Source organism: Rathayibacter sp. PhB152, from assembly GCF_003751395.1.
Lineage (GTDB): Bacteria > Actinomycetota > Actinomycetes > Actinomycetales > Microbacteriaceae > Rathayibacter > Rathayibacter festucae.
Genome location: NZ_RJUT01000008.1, coordinates 197360 through 216619, shown reverse-complemented (window position 1 = coordinate 216619; position 19260 = coordinate 197360). Strand labels below are relative to the sequence as shown.

The following is a 19260-nucleotide window of genomic DNA, read 5'->3' as shown; positions in this document are numbered from 1 at the left end:
GCGTGCAGCGCACGATCGTCGTCGTGAATCCGAACACCTCGGTCGCGACCACCCGGCTCCTCGTCGCGGTCGCCCGCGACGCGGTGCGCGGGGAGGACGTCCGGATCGTGGGGGAGACGGTGGCGCAGGGGCCCGCGATCATCACGACGCCCTCCGCTCTCTCCGCCGCGGCGGCGCACGTGGTGACCGCGGCTCGACGCGCGGTGCTGCTGCACGCGTCCGACGCGATCGTGGTCGCCGCGTTCGGCGATCCGGGTGCCGCCGAGGCGGCGGAGGCCACGGGGCTGCCGGTCGTGGGCATCGGAGCCGCGGCCGTGCGCGCCGCGAGCGCGGGCGGCCGGCGGTTCGCGATCGCGACGACGACCGGCCGGCTGGAGCCGGTGCTCCGGGCGCTCGTCGCCGATGCGGGGAGCCTCGACGCCTACGCGGGCTGCTTCCTCACGGCCTCGCCGGCGGAGGAGCTCGAGGACCCGGACCGACTGCACGGCGAGCTGCACGCGGCGGTGCTACTGGCGCAGGCGGCCGGGGCGGAGGCGGTGATCATCGGCGGCGGGCCGCTCAGCGCGGCGGCCGAGCGGCTGGCCGCGGAGTTCGCCGGGGTGCTGCCGATCGTGGAGCCGATCCGCGCGGCGGTGGCGGAGGCGCTCGCCTCGACGACCCCGGTCGGGGCGCTGCCCGCCTGAGTCGGCGGCCCCGGGAACGACGAAGGCGCGGGAGTCCGGGACTCCCGCGCCTTCGCGTGGTGGTGGGCGGCGCTCAGGGAGCGACGCGGTCCGGGGCGACCCGGCCGGCGAGCATCGCCTCGAGGGCGGCGTCGTCGCGGCGGGTGCGCGCCCGGCCCAGCGCGACGTCGGCCACGAGGACCGCTGCGGCCGCGAGGCCGAGAGCGAGGATCCAGATCAGTCCGCCGTCCCAGGGCAGACCGGCCCAGGTCAGCGCGACCCAGACGACCGCGGCGGCGACTCCGCCGAGCGCGGGGATCAGGACCGACCCGTGCAGGTGCCGGTGCGGCAGCCCGTAGCGGGCGGCGAGGCCCAGGAGGATCCCGCCGAGAGTGACGAAGAGGAGCTCCACGACGTGACCGTGCGGGAGGTGCTAGGCGACGAAGCCGACGCGGCGCGACTCCTCGGAGCCGACCTCGACGAAGGCGATGGTCTCGGTGGGGACGATGTAGATCTTGCCCTTCTCGTCGCGCAGGCGGAGGACCTTGGCGCCCGCCTCGAGCGCGGTGGTCACCGTCTTCTCGACCTCGGCCACGGACAGCGAGGACTCGAAGTTGAGCTCGCGCGGGGTGTTGACGATTCCGATACGGATTTCCACCAGCAGTGCCTTTCGGGAGGGGACGTGGCTGTCAGGATACGGGACCGCGCCCGGCGGCCGACGCCGGTTTCGCGCTGAGCGGACCCGGCTCGGGCGGGGGCGCACGAGGGGCGGACGGGAGTGTCGGCGGTTGTGGTTAGCGTGGTCGCGTGATCGCTCCTCGAACCCCGGCACCCGCCTCCGACGAGGCGCCCGTTCGCGACGGCGCGGCCGCCGAGGGGCTCGTCCTCGACCCGACGCAGAGGGCCGTCCTCGCCCTGCCCGACGGCCGCAGCGCCGCGGTGCTCGGCGCCCCCGGCTCGGGGAAGACGAGCACGATCGTCGAGCTCGTCGCGGAGCGGGTGCTCGAGCGCGGCTACGAGCCGGAGTCGATCGCCGTGCTCGCCGCGAGCCGCACGGCCGCAACGGCACTGCGCGACGTGCTCGCGCTGCGGCTCGGCGTCCCCACGCGGGGGCCGCTGGCGCGGACCGCCACCTCGCTGGCCTTCGAGGCGGTGACTGCCGCCGCCAAGGAGCTCGGGATCGATCGCCCGACCCTCCTCACCGGCGGCGAGCAGGACGTCATCCTCTCCGAGCTGCTCGAGGGCCACCTCGAGGACGGCACCGGGCCGCGCTGGCCCGACGAGTTCAGCCCAGAGGTGCTGCGGCTGCGCACCTTCCGCACCGAGTTGCGCGAGTTCGGCATGCGGGCCACCGAGCACGGCCTCGACACCGCCGCGATCCGCCGGCTGGCCGTGGACGCGGACCGCGGCGAGTGGTCGGCCGCGGCCTCGGTGCTCGAGGAGTTCCGCGACGTCGTCGACTGGATGGCCCCGCAGGCGGGGACGAAGCTCGACGCCGCCGAGTTCGCGGCCTTCGCGGCCGAGACGATCCGCGACGACGGCGGGGGCGAGCGGATCCGGGCGCTCCGCCTCGTCGTCGTCGACGACATGCAGGAGGCGAGCGAGTCGACGGTCGTGCTGCTGCGCGCCCTCGCCGCGCGCGGCGTCACCGTGCTCGCGTTCGGCGACCCGGACGTCGCGACGAGCGCCTACCGCGGCGCCGCCTCCGACACGCTGGGCCGCTTCGGCCCGGCGATCGGCGTGCGCGACGCCGAGACGCTGATCCTCGGCCGCGTGCACCGGCACGGCGCGGCCCTGCGCGCACTCGTCTCCGCGGCGACCCAGCGGATCGGCACCGCCGCGGCCGGCCGGCAGCGTGCCGCCGAGGCCCCCGCCGACGAGGACGGAGCGCCGGCCCCGCTGCTGGTGCTGCACGCTCCGACGGCGGCGCGCGAGGCGGCGACGGTGGCGCGACTGCTGCGCGAGCGGCGGCTCCGGGACGACGTGCCGTGGCGGCGGATGGCCGTGGTCGTCCGCTCCGGCGCGGCCGTCCAGCCGCTGCTGAAGGCGCTCGCCGTCGCCGAGGTGCCCACCCGCTCCGTGCTGGCCGGTCGTGCTCTGCGCGACGACCATGCCGCGCGGGCGCTGCTCGTGCTGGTCGGGGTCGCGGTCGGCGAGCGGCCGCTGGACGCGGAGCTGGCGGCCGAGCTGCTGCTGGGTCCGTTCGGCGGGGTCGACCGGCTCGGCCTGCGACGGCTGCGGCTCGCTCTGCGCGCGGAGGAGCTCGCGGGCGGGGGCATCCGCGCGAGCGATCCGCTGCTCGTGGAGGCTCTGGAGGCACCGGGCCGGTTCGCCACGATCGACTCGGGCCCCGCGCGCCAGGCCGAGCGCCTCGCTGTCACGATCGATCGGGTCCGCCGGCTGCACGCCGAGCAGGGCTCGATCGAGGAGCTGCTCTGGTCGGCCTGGGAGTCGAGCCGCGTCGCCTCCTCCTGGCGCGAGCTGGCGCTCGGCACCGGTCTCACGGCGGCCGAGGCGAACCGCAACCTCGACGGCGTCGTCGCGCTCTTCAGCGCGGCGCGGCGCTTCGTCGAGCGAGCGCCCGGCCACTCGGCCATCGGCTTCGTCACCGAGATCCTCGAGGCGGAGGTGCCGGAGGACACGCTGGCGCCGCGCTCGGTCGAGGACGCGGTGCTGATCGGCACGCCCTCCTCCGTCGTCGGCCTCGAGTTCGACGTGGTCGTGGTCGCGCGGCTGCAGGACGGCGTCTGGCCGAACCTGCGCCAGCGCGGCTCGCTGCTCGACCCGGACGGCCTGATCCGGCACGCGCGCGGCGAGGGCGACCTGCCGCTCGACGGCCGGAAGGCCACCCTCGACGACGAGCTGCGGATGTTCGCGCTCGCCGCCTCCCGGGCCCGGCGCCAGCTCGTGCTCAGCGCCGTCGCGGGCGAGGACGAGACGCCGTCCCTCTTCTTCCGGCTCACGCCGCCCGACGCGCCGCGGCTCGACGCGGCCTCGGCCGTGCCGCTGACCCTGCGCGGGGCGGTCGCGGGGCTCCGCCGGACCGCGACGACGCCGAACTCGGCCGAGGCGCCCGGTGCGATCCGGGGGCTGCGGGCGCTCACGCTGGCCGAGGTGCCCGGTGCCGACCCGGCCTCCTGGTACGGCGTCCTCGAGCCCTCCACCACCGAGCCGCTCTTCGACCTGGACGATCCGGAGCGGCCGGTCTCGGTCTCGCCCAGCCGGCTCGAGGCGTTCGAGCGCTCGCCGCTCGACTGGTTCGTCGACGCCGTGTCGGGCTCGACCACGAGCACCGCGATGGGGGTCGGCACGCTCGTGCACTGGGTGCTCGAGAACGCGGCGAGCACCGAGCCGGAGGCGCTCTGGGCCGAGCTGGAGTCGCGCTGGCCCGAGCTGGTCTTCGAGTCGCCCTGGCTCGGCGAGCGGCAGCTGCGGGTGACCCGGCGCCTGGTCGAGGGCCTCGCCGCCTACCTGGCCGACTTCGAGCGCGGCGGCGGGGCGGTGCTCGGGCGCGAGCAGCAGTTCGAGATCGACGTGCCGCCCGCGCGGATCCGCGGCTCGATCGACCGCGTCGAGCGCGCGCCGGACGGCTCGGTCGTCATCGTCGACCTCAAGACCGGCCGGAGCACTCCGCGCCAGGCCGACATCGCCGAGCACGCGCAGCTCGGCAGCTACCAGCTCGCCGTCGCCAGCGGCGCGATCGAGGCGGCGGGCGCGGACGAGGGCGGCGGCGCGAAGCTGCTCTTCGTCGCGAAGGGCGTCCGCGGGTCGCTCTACCGCGAGGTCGTCCAGCCCCGCTTCGGCGAGGAAGAGCTCGAGGCGCTGCGCGAGCGGGTCCGGGCGGCGGCACGGGGGATGGCCGCGTCCGGCTTCTCGGGGCTGCTCGACGCGGTCCCCTTCTCCCCGGGTGACGCGCTGCGGTACCGGATCCACGCCGTGCCGGAGGTCTCGGGGGACGGTCGGCTGGCGCTCGACGAGGTCGAGACGGACGACGAGGAGACCGCGGGTCCCGAGGACTCGTCCCTGGACGCCGCCGACCCCGACCCCGCCGCGGATCCCGATCCCGCCGCCGACCCCGCTCGGGCCGCCGACCCCGCTCCCGACTCCGCCGCGACCCCCGAGGACGGACCCCGCCCGTGATCGACGCCCTGACCATCGCCGAGGCCCTCGACCTCCGCCCGCCCACCGTCGAGCAGCGCGCCGTCATCGAGGCGCCGCTCGCCCCGGCCCTCGTCGTCGCCGGCGCCGGCAGCGGCAAGACCGAGACGATGGCGAACCGCGTGCTCTGGCTGCTCGCCAACGGGCTCGCCGCGCCGTCCGAGGTCCTCGGCCTCACCTTCACCCGCAAGGCCGCCGCCGAGCTCGGCGAGCGGATCGGCCGGCGGATCGACCAGCTCGGGGCCGCCGGACTGCTGCCGCTGCGCGAGGGCCAGACCGAGCCCGACCCGTTCGAAGCCGCCACCGTCTCCACCTACAACGCCTTCGCGAACACGATCTTCCGCGACAACGCGGCGCTGATCGGGCGGGAGGGCGACGCGACCGTGCTGTCGGAGGCGTCCGCCTGGCACCTGGCGCGCGGGGTCGTCGCCGACACCGCCGACCCGCGCATCCTCGAGGTCGAGGCGAGCATCGACCGCCTGACCGACCTCACCGTCGCGCTCGCGCACGACCTCGCGGACAACCTCGCCGACCCGGCCGAGGTCGCGGGCTTCGCGGAGGACTTCCTCCGCCTCGGCGAACTGCCCCGCGGCTCCAGCGGCTCCGGTCTCTACCGCGAGCTCGAGAAGGCGCTGCAGGCCGTCGGCGCGCTGCCGGTGCTGACGGCGCTCGCCGAGCGGTTCCAGGAGGCGAAGGCCGAGCGCGGCTTCGTCGAGTTCTCGGACCAGGTGGCGCTCGCGCTCCGCATCATCGAGCGCGTGCCCCGCGTCGTCGACGAGCACCGTGCCCGCTACCGGGTCGTGCTGCTCGACGAGTACCAGGACACCTCCGTGCTGCAGACCCGCCTGCTCGCGCGGCTCTTCGCCGAGCAGGGCGTGATGGCCGTAGGCGACCCGCACCAGTCGATCTACGGCTGGCGCGGGGCGAGCGCGGAGGGCCTTGGCCGCTTCGCCCTCGACTTCGGCTCCGCGGCCCGGTTCTCGCTGTCGACCAGCTGGCGGAACGGCCACGGTGTCCTCGCCGCGGCGAACGCCGTCGTCGCGCCGCTCACGGCGGGCAGCGCGGTGCCGGTCGACCGCCTCGCCGCCGGGCCGGGCGCCTCCGACCACGCCGTCGAGCTCACCTTCCCCGAGACGATCGAGGACGAGGCCGACGACGTCGCGCGCTGGTTCGCCGGCCGGCTCGCCGAGAGCGCCGAGCGCGGGGAGGCTCCGCCGTCGGCCGCGGTGCTCTTCCGCGTCCGCGCGCACATGGACCGCTTCGCCGCCGCGCTCTCCCGGCACGGCGTCCGGTACCACATCCTCGGCATCGGCGGCCTGCTGCGGCAGCCCGAGATCGCCGACCTCGTCGCCGCGCTGACCGTGGTGGAGGACCCGGCGGCGGGCAGCGAGCTGGTCCGCCTCCTGGCCGGCGCACGCTGGCGCCTCGGCGTCCGCGACCTGCGCGCCCTGCGCGATCTCGCCTCCTGGCTCGCGTCGCGCGACCACGCGCACCGCCTGCTGCCCGAGGAGGTGCGCGAGCGGATGCGCGCCTCGGTCACCGAGGGCGAGGGCGGCTCGATCATCGAGGCCCTCGACTTCATCGCGTCGCGACGCCCCGGAGAGGACGGCCGGCTCGACCACTCCGCGCTGTCCTCGTTCAGCGACGCGGGCCTGCTCCGCCTGCACGACGCCGGCACGCTCTTCGCCCGCCTCCGAGCCCGGGCCGGCCTGGACCTCCTCGACTTCGTCACGCTGGTCGAGCAGGAGCTCGGCCTCGACATCGAGGTGGAGGCCAACGAGTCGCGCAGCGACGGCCGCGCCAATCTCGAGGCGTTCCGCGAGGCGGTGTCCGGCTACCTGCAGACCGACGACCGCGGCGCGGGCACCGGCTCGTCGCTCCGCGGCTTCCTCCGCTGGCTCGTGCTGGCGGACAAGCGCGACGGCCTCGCGCCTCGGCCCGAGGACCCGGAGCCCGGCACCGTCCAGCTGCTGACGATCCACGGCTCGAAGGGCCTGGAGTGGGACCTGGTCGCCGTGCCGCGGATGGTCGACGGCGAGCTGCCCGGCACTCCGGTCGAGGGCTTCCGCGGCTGGGTGCGCCTCGGCGCGATGCCCTACGCCTTCCGCGGCGACGCCGCCGAGCTGCCGGACCTCGCCTGGCGCGGCTGCGCGACGCAGAAGGAGGTCGTCGACGCGATCGCCGACTTCGGCGACACCCTGCGCGAGCGCAACGAGTCCGAGGAGCGCCGGCTCGCCTACGTCGCGGTCACCCGGGCCCGGCACCACCTGCTGCTCAGCGGCTCGTGGTGGGCGGGGCAGGCGAAGCCGCGCGGACCCGGCGTCTTCCTCCGTGATCTCGCCGAGGCGCGCACCCTCCCGGAGCTGCCGGTCGAGCCGTCGAACCTCGAGAACCCGCTCGAGCAGGCGCCGCGCACCTTCCACTGGCCGCACGACCCGCTCGGCGCCCGCGGCGACCGGGTGCGCGCGGCGGCCGAGCGCGTGCGGGTCGCCGATCCGGCGCTGCTCGGCGCTCGCGGCGCGGACATCCGCCTGCTGCTCGCCGAGCGCGCCGTGCGCCTCGCGGGCGGCGAGCGCGTCGGCCTGCCGACCCGCATCCCGGCCTCGCGGTTCAAGGACATCGTCAGCACGCCCGCCGAGGTCGTCGCGCAGCTGCGCCGGCCGATGCCCGAGCGGCCGTACCGGCAGACCCGGCTCGGCACCACGTTCCACTCCTGGGTGGAGAACCGCTTCGGCATCCAGGGCGAGGCGGAGTCGGTCGACACCTTCCCGGACGAGCTCGACGACGGCGGGGCGACCGCGGCCGGAGCGGAGGGGGAGCAGCTCGCCCGCCTGATCGAGACGTTCGAGCGCTCGGAGTGGGCCGACCGCCGCCCCGAGGCGGTCGAGATCGAGATCCACCTCCAGCTGGCCGGGCACGTCGTCGTCTGCAAGCTCGACGCCGTCTACCGGACGGAGGAGGGCTTCCAGATCGTGGACTGGAAGACCGGCCGCGCCCCGAAGGACGCGGCCGATCTCGAGCTCAAGCAGTTCCAGCTCGCGCTGTACCGGCTCGCCTACTCGCGCTGGAAGGGCGTGCCGCTCGAGAGCGTCGACGCGGTGTTCTACTTCGTCGCCGACGACCTCGTGCTGCGGCCCGAGCGCTTCTACTCGGAGCGCGAGCTCTCGGAGTCGCTCTCCTCGGCGACGGGGGCGAGCCCGCGGCCGTGAGCGGAGGAGCCGGTCCGCGCGCCGGGCGTGCGGTTCAGCAGCTCCTCGACCTCGGAGACCTCGAGCACCGGCCCGGTGTCGGTCGACAGCGGCGCGGACAGGTCGCCGAGGACGCTGTCGACCAGGAGGTCGAGCATGCCGACCGCGTCGTCGACGATCGCCGAGTCCTCGGTCTCGGTGCCGTGCAGCAGCCAGCGGGCCAGCTCGAGTTCGGCGTAGAGCTGAGCGCGCTGGCGGAGGGTGCGGTCGACCGCGCCGGCGCGCATCCGCGAGTACGCGGCGAACGCAGTGCCGGCCCCCGGAGCGCTGAGCAGCCAGTGCAGGTCGCGGGCCGGATCGCCCACCCGCAGCGCCGCCCAGCCGAGCACGGCGCTGACGGAGTCGCCGGAGCGGAGGAAGGAGTCGGAGGTCATCGAGCCGTTCACGACCGTCGGGTCGAACTGCCAGAGCGCCTCGTCGGAGGAGGCCGACTCCCAGCGCGCGACGAGCGCGGCGGGCACGTGGCCGGTGTCGGCGGCGCGCTCGATGACGGCGACCGTCTCGTTGACGCTGTCGCGGGCCGAGGCGACGGGCAGCCCCGCCTCCTGCACGAACGACGCCGGCAGCGAGTGGATCGCGCCGATCGCGCGCCCGACCGAGTCCGCGAGACCACTGGAGGCCTCGACGTCGTCGATCAGCACGCGGTCGCCCTCGAGGTACTCGTAGACGACGCCGCGGGTGCCGTCGAACGGCGTCTGCCCGATGCTCTCCTGCAGATCGAACGGCAGGCGGCTGCGGATGCCGGCGGTGAGCGCGCGCAGGGCGACGAGGTCGCCGAGCTGCTCCTGCTCGGCCAGCGGCGAGGTCGGCACGCGCACCACCAGGCGGGCGCCGTCGCGCGTGGTCAGCAGAGCGGAGTCGAAGTCCCCGTGCGTCGAGTGCGTGAATTCGCGCGCGGTCCGGACGTCGAGGCCCTCGACGGCCGAAGTGGCCAGCGCGGCTAGAGTGAGATGGGATCTGGCCATGCTCACCAGGGTAGGTCGCCGGGCGCCCGACCGGCCGGTCGCCACGCGCTGACCAGCCGATGCCGTCGAGGAGCCGCGCTCCTCCCGGCCGCCGCCCGGCCCGCCACCTCCTCGGCCCCGCACCGGCCGTCCCCCGGCACCGCTTCGAAATGAGCCCGCATGATCCCGTCCTTCTCCGACCGCCTCCCGCTCGCCCGTCAGGCGGTCGACCGGGACTACCTCGCCCGGGCGCGTCCCGAGCTCTTCGACGAGCTGGACGCCGATGCGGCGACCCGGGTCGTCCTCCTGCGCGGCGACCGCGCCCTGGTCGACGGCGAGCGCCTCGCCCTGCGCCCCGCGGCCGACGTGCCGGCCGGCGCCCTCCGCCTCTACCTCGGCCGCACCGCCGTCGACGCCGAGGGCGAGCCCGCGGGCACTCCCGTCGTCGCCGCCGTGCTCACGGACGAGCAGGCGAGCGCCCTCGAGCCCGACGACGCCGCCTGGGGCGCCCTGCGCACCCTCGCCGAGCACCTCAGCGACCGCGACGCCGGCCTCTTCACCGAGGCGCTCGCGATGGTCAACTGGCACGCCTCGCACGGCTTCTCGCCGCGCAACGGCGAGGCCACCGTGATCGAGCAGGGCGGCTGGGTCCGCCGCTCGCCCGCCGACGGCAGCCAGGTCTTCCCGCGCACCGACCCGGCGATCATCGTCTGCGTCCTCGACGCCGACGACCGCCTGCTGCTCGGCTCGAACGCGATGTGGGGCACCGGCCGCTTCTCGCTGCTGGCCGGCTTCGTCGAGCCGGGGGAGTCGCTCGAGGCGGCGGTCGTCCGCGAGATCTTCGAGGAGTCCGGGATGCGCGTCGTCGACCCGCAGTACCTCGGCTCGCAGCCGTGGCCGTTCCCCGCCTCGCTGATGATCGGCTTCACCGCGCGTCTCGCCGAGGACCAGGCGCCCGCCGACCTCCTCCCGGACGGCGAGGAGATCGTCGCCCTGCGCTGGTTCACCCGCCAGCAGCTGCACGACTCCCTCGAGTCGGTGCTGCTGCCCGGCCGCTCGTCGATCGCCCGCGCGATGATCGAGGACTGGTACGGGGGAGCGCTCGAGAACGGCCCCATCGTCGCGTGACCCTGCTCGACGGACTCGACGAGGGGCAGCGCGAGGCGGCGGAGGCGCTGCTCGGCCCGGTCTGCGTCCTGGCGGGCGCGGGCACCGGCAAGACGCGGACCATCACCCACCGGATCGCGCACGGCGTCGCGACCGGCGTCTACACGCCGGCCCGCGTGATGGCGCTGACCTTCACCAGCCGCTCGGCCGCCGAGCTGCGCTCCCGGTTGCGCGTGCTCGGGGCGGGCGGCGTCATGGCCCGGACGTTCCACGCCGCCGCGCTCTCGCAGCTCGGCTTCTTCTGGCCGCAGCTGGTCGGCGGCACGATGCCGCAGCTGCTCGACGGCAAGGCGCGGCTGCTCGGGCACGCGGCGGAGCGCCTCCGGCTGAAGCTGGACACCGCGACCCTGCGCGACCTCTCCGCCGAGATCGAGTGGCGGAAGGTCTCCGCCCTCTCGCTCGAGCAGTACGCGGTGGCCGCGCGGACCCGTGCGCTGCCCGGACGGCTCACCCTCGAGCAGACCGTCGCGATGGTCGACGAGTACGAGGGGCTGAAGGACCAGCGCCGGCAGATCGACTTCGAGGACGTCCTCCTGGTCACCGCGGGGATGCTCGAGTCCGAGCCGGCGATGGCGATGCAGGTGCGCGAGCAGTACCGCTTCTTCGTCGTCGACGAGTACCAGGACGTCAACCCGCTCCAGCAGCGGCTGCTCGAGCTCTGGCTCGGTGACCGCAGCGACCTCTGCGTCGTCGGCGACGCGAGCCAGACCATCTACTCCTTCGCCGGCGCCCGCGCCGACTACCTGCTCGACTTCGGCTCGCGCTGGCCGGCCGCGACGGTCGTCCGCCTCGAGGAGAACTACCGCTCGGCGCCGCCGATCGTGCAGACCGCGAACCGGCTGATGCGCGGCCGGCCCGGCGCGCTCGTGCTGCACTCCGTCGCGAGCGCCCCCGCCGCCGCCGAGAGCCCGGAGCCGGCGATCGACGCGTACCCCGACGACGTCGCGGAGGCCAGGGGAGTCGCGGCCCGCGTCGCCGCCGACATCGAGGCGGGCGTACGCCCCTCCGCCATCGCGATCCTCTTCCGCACCAACTCGCAGTCCGCGATCCTCGAGCGTGCGCTGCACGAGCGCGGCGTCGCGGCGCACCTGCGCGGCGGCAAGCGCTTCTTCGACCTGCCGGAGGTGAAGCAGGCGGTGATGCAGCTGCGCGCGGCCTCGGTCTCCATCTCCGGCGAGCCGCTGTTCAAGTCGGTCAGCGACGTCCTCCGCTCGCTCGGCTGGAGTGCCGAGCCGCCGTCGGCGCCGGGCGCCGTGCGCGAGCGCTGGGAGTCGCTGGACACGCTCGCCCGGCTGGTCGACGAGGCGCCGGCCGGCTGGAGCTTCAAGCAGTTCACCGACGACCTCCTCGCCCGCCAGCAGGTGCACCACGAGCCGGACCGCGCCGCGGTCACCCTCGCCACCTTCCACTCGGCCAAGGGCCTCGAGTGGGAGTCGGTGCACCTGATGGGCCTCACCGAGGGCCTGCTGCCGATCTCCTATGCGAGCGGCCTCGAGGCGATCGACGAGGAGCGCCGGCTGCTCTACGTCGGCATCACCCGCGCGCGTCAGCGGCTGCGGCTCTCCTGGTCGCAGTCGACCGTGGGCCGGGTCACGCGGCGGGAGCCGTCGCGCTTCCTCGCAGAGATCGGCACGCGCACCCGCGGTGCGGCTCCAGCCGCCGCTCGCTGAACGAGCCGGAGGCGTCGGAGTAGGTGCGCTCGACACTGCGCAGCCCGGTCCAGCCGGCGTGCAGCCGCCGGAGCGCCGCGTCGGCCGCCGCGACCGCGATCGCGGCACTGGAGAGGGCGGTGCGGGTCGATGCGGTGGTGCCGAGGACCTGGATCACCAGTCGCGGCCACTCCGGGTCGAGGTCGATCCGGTCGCGGTAGGCGCAGTGCAGGCAGGGTCCGCCGCCCGGTTCGACGAGGGGGCCGATGCGGACCGCCTCGTCGCCGAAGACCACGGCCAGGTGCGGCACGTCGCTCGAGAGCCAGTGCGCGGCGCGCGCCGGAGCGACGGCGTAGTCGGCGACGAGCACCGCGAGAGCGGGCACCGCGTCCTCGCCGACCAGCTCGCAGCCCTCGCCGCGGAGCAGGCTGCGCAGGGCGTCGGCCGCCGAGCCGACGCCCTCGACGACCACCCGCGGTGGCGCGGGCGGATCCGGGTCGATGCTCCGCAGCAGCACCGGGCGCAGCGTGGCGAGCAGCTCGTCGACGCGCGCGTCCGAGGCGCCGGCGCGGATCGCGATCAGCCGCGCCGTGCCCGCACTGGTGCCCACCCGCAGGGCGTGCACCAGCAGCTCCTCGGCGTAGCCGACACCCTCCAGAACGACCCGCGGGTGGTCGAGTCCGACCTGCAGCGCGGTCGCGGAGCGCCAGACGAGGGGGAAGCGGGGATCGAGCCGGAGGACCATCGGGAGATCATGGCCGAGAGCTGCCCGGCGGCGCGGGAGTTGTCCACAGGTCGTGGGCCCCTCCCGCGCGAGGATCAGACCGGTCGGTCGCCGGTGGGAGCGGTGCCGTCGTCGTCCGGACGGCCGCCGTCGGTGCCGGCCTCGGGCTCCTCGCCCTCCGGCGCCGCGGGCGTCGTCCCGTTCAGCAGCTCCTCGAGTGCGCGGTCCATCTCGTCGGGCTCCGGGGTCTCGCCGCGGGCCTCGGCGCTCAGGCGCGCGACGAGGGCCGTCGGGTCGTCGAGGTCGTCCGAGCCGGGCAGCACGTCGGGGTGCGACCAGAGCGCGTCGCGCGCCTCCGGACCGACCGCGTCGGTGACGGCCTGCCACATCGCGGCGGCCTCACGGAGGCGGCGCGGCCGCAGCTCCAGGCCGACGAGCGTGGCGAAGGCCGACTCGGCGGGCCCGCCGGACGCGCGACGGCGGCGGACGGTCTCGGCGATCGCGCCGGCGCTGGGCAGGCGGGTGGTCGCCGCGGCGGTGACCACGTCCACCCAGCCCTCGATCAGCGCGAGCATCGTCTCGAGTCGGCCGTGCGCGGCGAGCTGCTCCTCGGTCTTCGGCGGGATCAGCGCGCCGGAGGTCATCGCGTCGCGCAGCTCCTCGGGGTTGGACGGGTCGAAGTTCTCGGCCAGCTCCTCGAGGCGGGTGGTGTCGATCGTGATGCCGCGGGCGAAGTCGGTGATCTGCGAGATCAGGGCGAGCCGGACCCACTTGCCGTGCCGGAAGAGCCGCGCGTGGGCGAGCTCGCGCACCGCGAGGTAGATCTGCACCTGGTCGATCGGGATGTCGAGGCCCTCGCCGAACGCGGCGACGTTCTGCGGCAGGATCGCCGCGTCGTTCTCCTCGAGCAGCGGGATGCCGATGTCGCCGCCGGAGACGACCTCGGCGGCCAGCTGGCCGACCACCTGACCGAGCTGGAGGGCGAAGAGGGTGCCGCCGATGCCGCGCATCATGTCCTCGGCGCCGGCGATCATCGCCTTCATCTCCTCGGGGGCCTGGTCGCGCATGACGCCGGTGAGCGCGTCGGAGATGCTGAGGGCGACCGGCTCGGCGAGCTGCGTCCAGACCGGCATCGTGAGCGAGATCCACTCGAGCCGGCTGATGGTGCGCGGCGGGCGGCTCAGCTCGGAGACGTAGGCGACCTCGTCGAGCCAGAGCGCCGCGACGCCGAAGGCGCCGTCGAGCGGGGCACGCACGGCGTCGGTCACCGGGACCGACTCGGCGCGCGCCAGCTGCTTCGCCTGCTCGAGTGCGAGCGACCAGTTGATCCCGCCGCCGGACTGCTGCATCGCGCTCTGCAGCTGCGAGAGCAGGTTCTGCAGCGCGACCGGGTCGTTCGGCAGACCGGCGGCGCCGGCGAGCTGGCTCGGGTCGATCGGGCCGTTCCCCGAGAGGAACTGCCGGAGCATGTCGCGGAACTCGTCCTCCGAGCCGCCGCCCGGTCGGTCCGCGTTGTCGCCTTCGGCCATTCGGGGAGCCCTCTCTCATCGCACGGAGCCGGCCTCTGCACACCCGGTTCGGGCGACGGATCGTGACACGACTCCCAGTCGTGCAAGCTACGTTAGCCCGAGCGTCCGGAGCCACGACGTGAAGTCGACCGCCCGGCCCCGACCCGCTTCCGCCCGCCGCGAACACGCCGGCGCCGCCGCCCCGCACGTCCCCAGAGAGGCCCCCGTTTGCTGTTCTCCGTCGACCCGCGCCCCTCCTCCCCGCGCGGCCGGCGCGCCTGGGTCGGGCCCGCGGTCCTCTTCTCTGGCGTCGCGCTCGTCGTCGGGCTCGGCGTCACCCCCGCCCCCTACGTGATCGAGCAGCCGGGCCCGGTCTTCGACACCCTCGGCACGAGCGGCGAGGACGTTCCGCTGATCTCCATCCCGGACGAGACGACCTATCCCACCGAGGGCACGCTCGACATGCTGACGGTCTCGGTGGTCGGCAATCCGCAGAGCCTGCCGACCTGGATCGAGGTCGCGAGCGCCTGGTTCGACCGCACCAAGGCCGTCGTGCCCGTCGCGCAGATCTTCCCGCCGTCCTCGACGGTCGAGGAGCGGGACCAGGCGAACCAGGCCGAGATGACCGACTCGCAGCAGGAGGCGATCGCCGCGGCGCTCACGGAGCTCGGCTATCCGATCGGGCAGCGGGTCGCTGTCGCACAGGTCCCGGACGACTCGCCCGCCGCCGGTGCGCTCGAGGCCGGCGACGAGATCCTCGCTGTCGCGGGGGAGCCGGTCGCCGACGTCCCCGCGCTGCGCGCGGCCGTGCAGGCCTCGGGCACGCAGCAGCCGGTGACCCTCTCCATCGAGCGGGACGGGGCCGAGCAGGACGTGCAGGTCACCCCGGTCGACAACGACGGCGCGGCCGTGATCGGCATCGTCGCCGGTGCGGCCTTCGACTTCCCGTTCGAGGTCGACATCCAGCTGGACGACGTCGGCGGGCCGAGTGCCGGGATGATGTTCGCGCTCGGGATCATCGACAAGCTCACCGAGGGCGCGCTGAACGGCGGCGCCTCCGTCGCCGGCACCGGCACCATCGACGCCGCGGGCGAGGTCGGCGCGATCGGCGGCATCCGCCAGAAGATGTTCGGCGCGGTCGACGCGGGTGCGCAGTACTTCCTCGCGCCCGCCGACAACTGCAACGAGGTCGTCGGCCACGTGCCCGACGGTCTCCAGGTCTTCAGCGTCGCCACCCTCGACGACTCCCTCGCCGCGCTGAAGGGCGTCGCCTCGGGCGACACCGACGCCCTGCCGACCTGCGACGGCGCGACCCCGATCAACTGACGGGTCGGGTCTCGATGCGCCCCTGCGGGGCTGCTCGACCAGCATGTGCGGCCACCGAGTCGCCGAGCGTCCGCCGCATGCTGATCGAGCAGCCCGCGGAGCGGGCGTATCGAGATCCACCGCCCGGCCGAACCGCCCTGTCCGCTCAGGGCGGAGCCGCCGAGCCGCTCCCTGAGGGCGACGCTCAGGTCCCCTCGCTGGTCGTCGCCTACCATGGGGAGCCTCCCGTCACATCTCCACATCAAGAGGCTTATCCGTGAGTTCTGCAGCAACCGAAGCCCCGCCGCGCAAGAGACGGAGCGTTCTCGCCGTCACGGTCGTGGTGGTCGCCGTCCTGGTGGTGGCGTTCTTCGTCTTCGCCGGTCTCTACACCGACATCCTCTGGTACGACCAGCTCGGGTTCCTCTCGGTGCTGACGACGCAGTGGTTCGCCGCGGGCGGGCTCTTCGTCATCGGCTTCGTCGCGATGGCCGTCCCCGTGTTCGTGAGCCTGACGCTCGCCTACCGGCTGCGCCCGGTCTACGCGAAGCTCAATTCGCAGATCGACCGCTACCAGCAGGTCGTCGAGCCGCTCCGGCGCCTGGCCACCTTCGGCATCCCGGCGGTCCTCGGCCTCTTCGCCGGCGTCTCCTCCTCCACCCGGTGGCAGACGAGCCTGACCTTCTGGAACCGCACGCCCTCGGGCGACGTCGATCCGCTGTTCGGCCTCGACACGTCCTTCTACCTCTTCGAGCTGCCCTTTTACCAGAGCATCGTCGGCTTCGCCTCGGCCGTGCTCATCATCTCGGCGCTCGCCACCCTCGCCACCGGCTACCTCTACGGAGCGATCCGGATCAACGGCCGCGAGATCCGCATCTCGAAGTCCTCGCGCATCCAGCTGGCGATCATCGCGGCGCTCTACCTGCTCGTGCAGGCGGTCAGCCTCTGGCTCGACCAGTACGCGACCCTCAGCCGCCAGGGCACCCGGATCACCGGCGCGACCTACGCCTCCGTGAACGCGACGATCCCCGGCCTGCAGATCCTCGCCGCCATCTCCGCGCTGATCGCCGTCCTCTTCATCATCACGGCCTTCGTCGGCCGCTGGCGCCTGCCCGTCATCGGCACCGCGCTCCTCATCGTCGCGAGCCTGCTCGTCGGCTCGCTCTACCCGTGGGTCGTCCAGAAGTTCCAGGTGGAGCCGAACGAGCGCACGCTCGAGTCGACGTACATCCAGGACAACATCGACATGACGCGGCAGGCCTACGGCGTCTCCGACGTCCAGGTCATCCCGTACGACGCGACCACCGACGCCGAGCCGGGCGCGCTCCGCTCCGACGCGGAGACCACGGCGAACATCCGCATCCTCGACCCCGCCGTCGTGACCGACGCGTTCTCGCAGCTGCAGCAGTTCCGCCAGTACTACTCCTTCGGCGACCAGCAGAACGCGCTCGACGTCGACCGCTACTCGATCGACGGCTCGACGCAGGACGCCGTGGTCGGCGTCCGCGAGCTGAACCTCAACGGCCTCGGCACCAACCAGACCTGGTACAACCAGACCCTCGTCTACACCCACGGCTACGGCCTGGTCGCCGCGTACGGCAACCAGCGCTCGTCCGACGGCGAGCCCGTCTTCATCGAGTCCGGCGTACCGACGACCGGTGACCTCGGCGACTACGAGCCGCGGATCTACTTCGGCGAGAACTCGCCCGGCTACTCGATCGTCGGCGGCGACGGCGACCGCAACATCGAGCTCGACTACCCGTCGGGCACCGAGGGCGAGCAGCAGACCTACACGACCTTCGACGGCAACGGCGGCCCCTCGCTCGACAACGTCTTCAAGAAGCTCGTCTACGCGATCAAGTTCCAGTCCGAGCAGATCTTCCTCTCGGACGGCGTCAACGACCAGTCGCAGATCCTCTACGACCGCGACCCGGTCCAGCGCGTCCAGAAGGTCGCGCCGTACCTGACGCTCGACTCGGACGCCTACCCGACCGTCGTCGACGGCCGAGTCGTCTGGGTGGTCGACGGCTACACCACCTCCGCGGACTATCCGTACTCGGAGGTGCAGAGCCTCTCGCAGGCGATCGCCGACACCAACACGCAGCAGCAGTTCCCGACCGACGACGTCAACTACATCCGCAACTCGGTCAAGGCGACGGTCGACGCCTACGACGGCAGCGTGACGCTCTACGCCTGGGACACCGAGGACCCGATCCTGCAGACCTGGCAGAAGATCTTCCCGAGCACCGTCGAGCCGATCAGCGAGATGTCGGCCGGCCTGCTCAGCCACGTCCGCTACCCGGAGGACCTCTTCAAGGTGCAGCGCGCCGTGCTCGGCACCTACCACGTGACCGACGCCGGCTCGTTCTACTCCCGCGAGGCCGCCTGGTCCACGCCGAACGACCCGACCTCGGGTGGAGCGAGCACGGCCGCCGTCGGCGGCGGGGACACGCTGCAGCCGCCGTACTACCTGACGCTGCAGACGCCCGACGTCGAGACGCCGTCGTACTCGCTGTACTCCACCTACATCCCGGCGAGCACACCCGGCAGTGCGGCGAGCCGCAACGTGCTCACCGGCTACCTCGTCGCCGACTCGGATGCGGGCTCGACGGAGGGCGCGGTGGCCGACGGCTACGGCACGCTCCGGCTGCTCGAGCTGCCGAGCGACGACACGGTGCCCGGCCCCGGTCAGGTGCAGAACGCGTTCAACACCGACCCGACCGTCGCGAACCAGCTGGCACTGCTCCAGCGCGGCGACACGACGGTGACCCGGGGCAACCTGCTCACCCTGCCCGTCGGCGGCGGTCTGCTCTACGTGCAGCCGATCTACGTCAGCTCGAACGGCGACACGAGCTTCCCGCTCCTGCAGAAGGTGCTCGTCGCCTTCGGTGACGACATCGCCTTCGAGGACACCCTCGACGCCGCCCTCGACAGCCTCTTCGGCGGCGACTCGGGAGCGGACGCGGGTGACACCGGCACAGTGGTCACTCCGACCCCGACGCCGACCGACACTGCCGATCCGGGCACGGGTGACACCGGGACCGGCGACGCGGGCACCGGCGGGACGGCTCCGACCGGCGACCAGACCGAGCTCCAGGCCGCGCTGAGCGACGCGAGCACGGCTCTCGCCGCCCGCGAGACCGCCCTGAAGGCCGGTGACCTGACCGCCTTCGCGGCGGCGGACGAGCAGCTCACCGAGGCGCTCCAGCGGGCGCTGGCGGCCGAGGGGCAGCAGTAGGCCGATGGTCCAGGTCGATCGTGGCGAGCACCTGCGCGCAGGGGAGTGGCTCGATCCGAACCGGGAGTACTGGGAGGGGCGTGCCGGTGACGGCGCGCCCCTCCGGGCGTTCGGGGCGGCGGTGCCGGCCGGGGCGCGGGTCCTGCACCTGCAGTGCGGTGCCGGGGGCGACGCGCTCCTGCTCGCCGAGCGGGGCGAGGACGTCATCGGCGTCGACTTCTCGATGCCGGCGATCCGGCTGGCCCGCGAGGCGGCGCGCGAGCGCGGTCTCGCCGAGCGGACCCGCTTCGTCTGCGCCAACCTCTACGAGCTGCGGCACATGCTGCCCGAGCCCGACGCCTTCGACGCCGTCGTGACGACCCTGGACGCGGTCGCCTGGCTCCCCGATCTCGAGGAGTGGGCGCGGATCGTCGAGTGGTTCGTCGCACCGGGTGGGACCGCGGTGATCGGCGCGCAGGCGCGGCCGCGCGTCGACGATCCGGCGGTGCGCACCTGGGAGCGCTCGACGGAGGACGCGGCGGAGGCCCTCCGGGCGACCGGTCTCGAGGTCGCCGCGAGCGCCCTCGACGGTGTCGCGTGGACGGCGACGAAGCCCGTCTGAGCCGCCGAGCACGGCACTGCCCGCTCCGGATGCCCGCTCGATTTGCATCGGTCCTG

At 74.1% G+C, this 19260-nt stretch carries 13 protein-coding genes; 8 read left to right on the top strand and 5 right to left on the bottom strand.

Features of this window, described 5'->3' with window-relative positions:
- Positions 1-2: 2 nt before the first annotated feature.
- Positions 3-683, top strand: coding sequence for an aspartate/glutamate racemase family protein (locus EDF36_RS18185; RefSeq protein WP_123734061.1), 681 nt, complete (start codon positions 3-5; stop codon positions 681-683).
- Positions 684-756: 73 nt separating this feature from the next.
- Here the strand turns inward: EDF36_RS18185 and EDF36_RS18180 are convergent, their stop codons facing one another.
- Together EDF36_RS18180 and EDF36_RS18175 are read right to left on the bottom strand one after the other, a co-directional pair.
- On the bottom strand, positions 757-1074 hold the full coding sequence (locus tag EDF36_RS18180; RefSeq protein WP_123734060.1) for a hypothetical protein: 318 nt from the start codon (positions 1072-1074) through the stop codon (positions 757-759).
- A gap of 21 nt (positions 1075-1095) precedes the next feature.
- Entirely contained in the window at positions 1096-1320 is a 225-nt protein-coding gene (locus EDF36_RS18175; protein ID WP_123447586.1) for a DUF3107 domain-containing protein, read from the bottom strand.
- A 149-nt stretch (positions 1321-1469) separates the two neighbouring features.
- On the opposite strand from EDF36_RS18175, the gene EDF36_RS18170 reads away from it, so the two are divergent.
- Together EDF36_RS18170 and EDF36_RS18165 are read left to right on the top strand one after the other, a co-directional pair.
- Positions 1470-4802: an ATP-dependent DNA helicase gene (locus EDF36_RS18170; protein WP_260300782.1), complete on the top strand. Its 3333-nt coding sequence runs from the start codon at positions 1470-1472 to the stop codon at positions 4800-4802.
- Positions 4799-8029, top strand: coding sequence for an ATP-dependent DNA helicase (locus EDF36_RS18165; protein WP_123734059.1), 3231 nt, complete (start codon positions 4799-4801; stop codon positions 8027-8029). Before EDF36_RS18170 ends, EDF36_RS18165 begins: the two co-directional genes overlap by 4 nt.
- On the opposite strand, the gene EDF36_RS18160 is transcribed toward EDF36_RS18165, so the two are convergent.
- Complete coding sequence (locus EDF36_RS18160; protein WP_123705102.1) at positions 7966-9033, bottom strand: phosphotransferase; 1068 nt, start codon at positions 9031-9033, stop codon at positions 7966-7968. The two genes, EDF36_RS18165 and EDF36_RS18160, sit on opposite strands and share 64 nt — an antisense overlap.
- Before the next feature lie 159 nt (positions 9034-9192).
- On the opposite strand from EDF36_RS18160, the gene nudC reads away from it, so the two are divergent.
- Together nudC and EDF36_RS21630 are read left to right on the top strand one after the other, a co-directional pair.
- On the top strand, positions 9193-10140 hold the full coding sequence (gene nudC / locus EDF36_RS21635) for an NAD(+) diphosphatase (RefSeq protein WP_221181687.1): 948 nt from the start codon (positions 9193-9195) through the stop codon (positions 10138-10140).
- The gene (locus EDF36_RS21630) at positions 10137-11849 is read left to right on the top strand and encodes an ATP-dependent helicase (RefSeq protein WP_123705100.1); all 1713 of its coding nucleotides are present in this window, start codon (positions 10137-10139) and stop codon (positions 11847-11849) included. Before nudC ends, EDF36_RS21630 begins: the two co-directional genes overlap by 4 nt.
- Here the strand turns inward: EDF36_RS21630 and EDF36_RS18150 are convergent.
- Both EDF36_RS18150 and EDF36_RS18145 read right to left on the bottom strand, forming a co-directional pair.
- A complete protein-coding gene (locus tag EDF36_RS18150; protein ID WP_123734058.1) occupies positions 11770-12573 on the bottom strand; it encodes a hypothetical protein in 804 nt (267 codons plus the stop codon). The two genes, EDF36_RS21630 and EDF36_RS18150, sit on opposite strands and share 80 nt — an antisense overlap.
- Positions 12574-12647: 74 nt before the next feature.
- Positions 12648-14081 carry a zinc-dependent metalloprotease gene (locus EDF36_RS18145; RefSeq protein WP_123705098.1) on the bottom strand — a complete coding sequence of 478 codons (1434 nt, stop codon included), beginning with the start codon at positions 14079-14081 and terminating at the stop codon, positions 12648-12650.
- Positions 14082-14288: 207 nt separating this feature from the next.
- Between EDF36_RS18145 and EDF36_RS18140 the strand changes: the two genes are divergently transcribed.
- The 3 genes from EDF36_RS18140 to EDF36_RS18130 all read left to right on the top strand — a co-directional run bounded on the left by EDF36_RS18140 (position 14289) and on the right by EDF36_RS18130 (position 19204).
- Entirely contained in the window at positions 14289-15386 is a 1098-nt protein-coding gene (locus tag EDF36_RS18140) for a PDZ domain-containing protein (protein WP_123734057.1), read from the top strand.
- Between the two features lie 256 nt (positions 15387-15642).
- The gene (locus EDF36_RS18135) at positions 15643-18603 is read left to right on the top strand and encodes a UPF0182 family protein (RefSeq protein WP_260300781.1); all 2961 of its coding nucleotides are present in this window, start codon (positions 15643-15645) and stop codon (positions 18601-18603) included.
- 4 nt (positions 18604-18607) lie between these two features.
- Complete coding sequence (locus EDF36_RS18130) at positions 18608-19204, top strand: bifunctional 2-polyprenyl-6-hydroxyphenol methylase/3-demethylubiquinol 3-O-methyltransferase UbiG (RefSeq protein ID WP_123734056.1); 597 nt, start codon at positions 18608-18610, stop codon at positions 19202-19204.
- Positions 19205-19260: the final 56 nt, after the last annotated feature.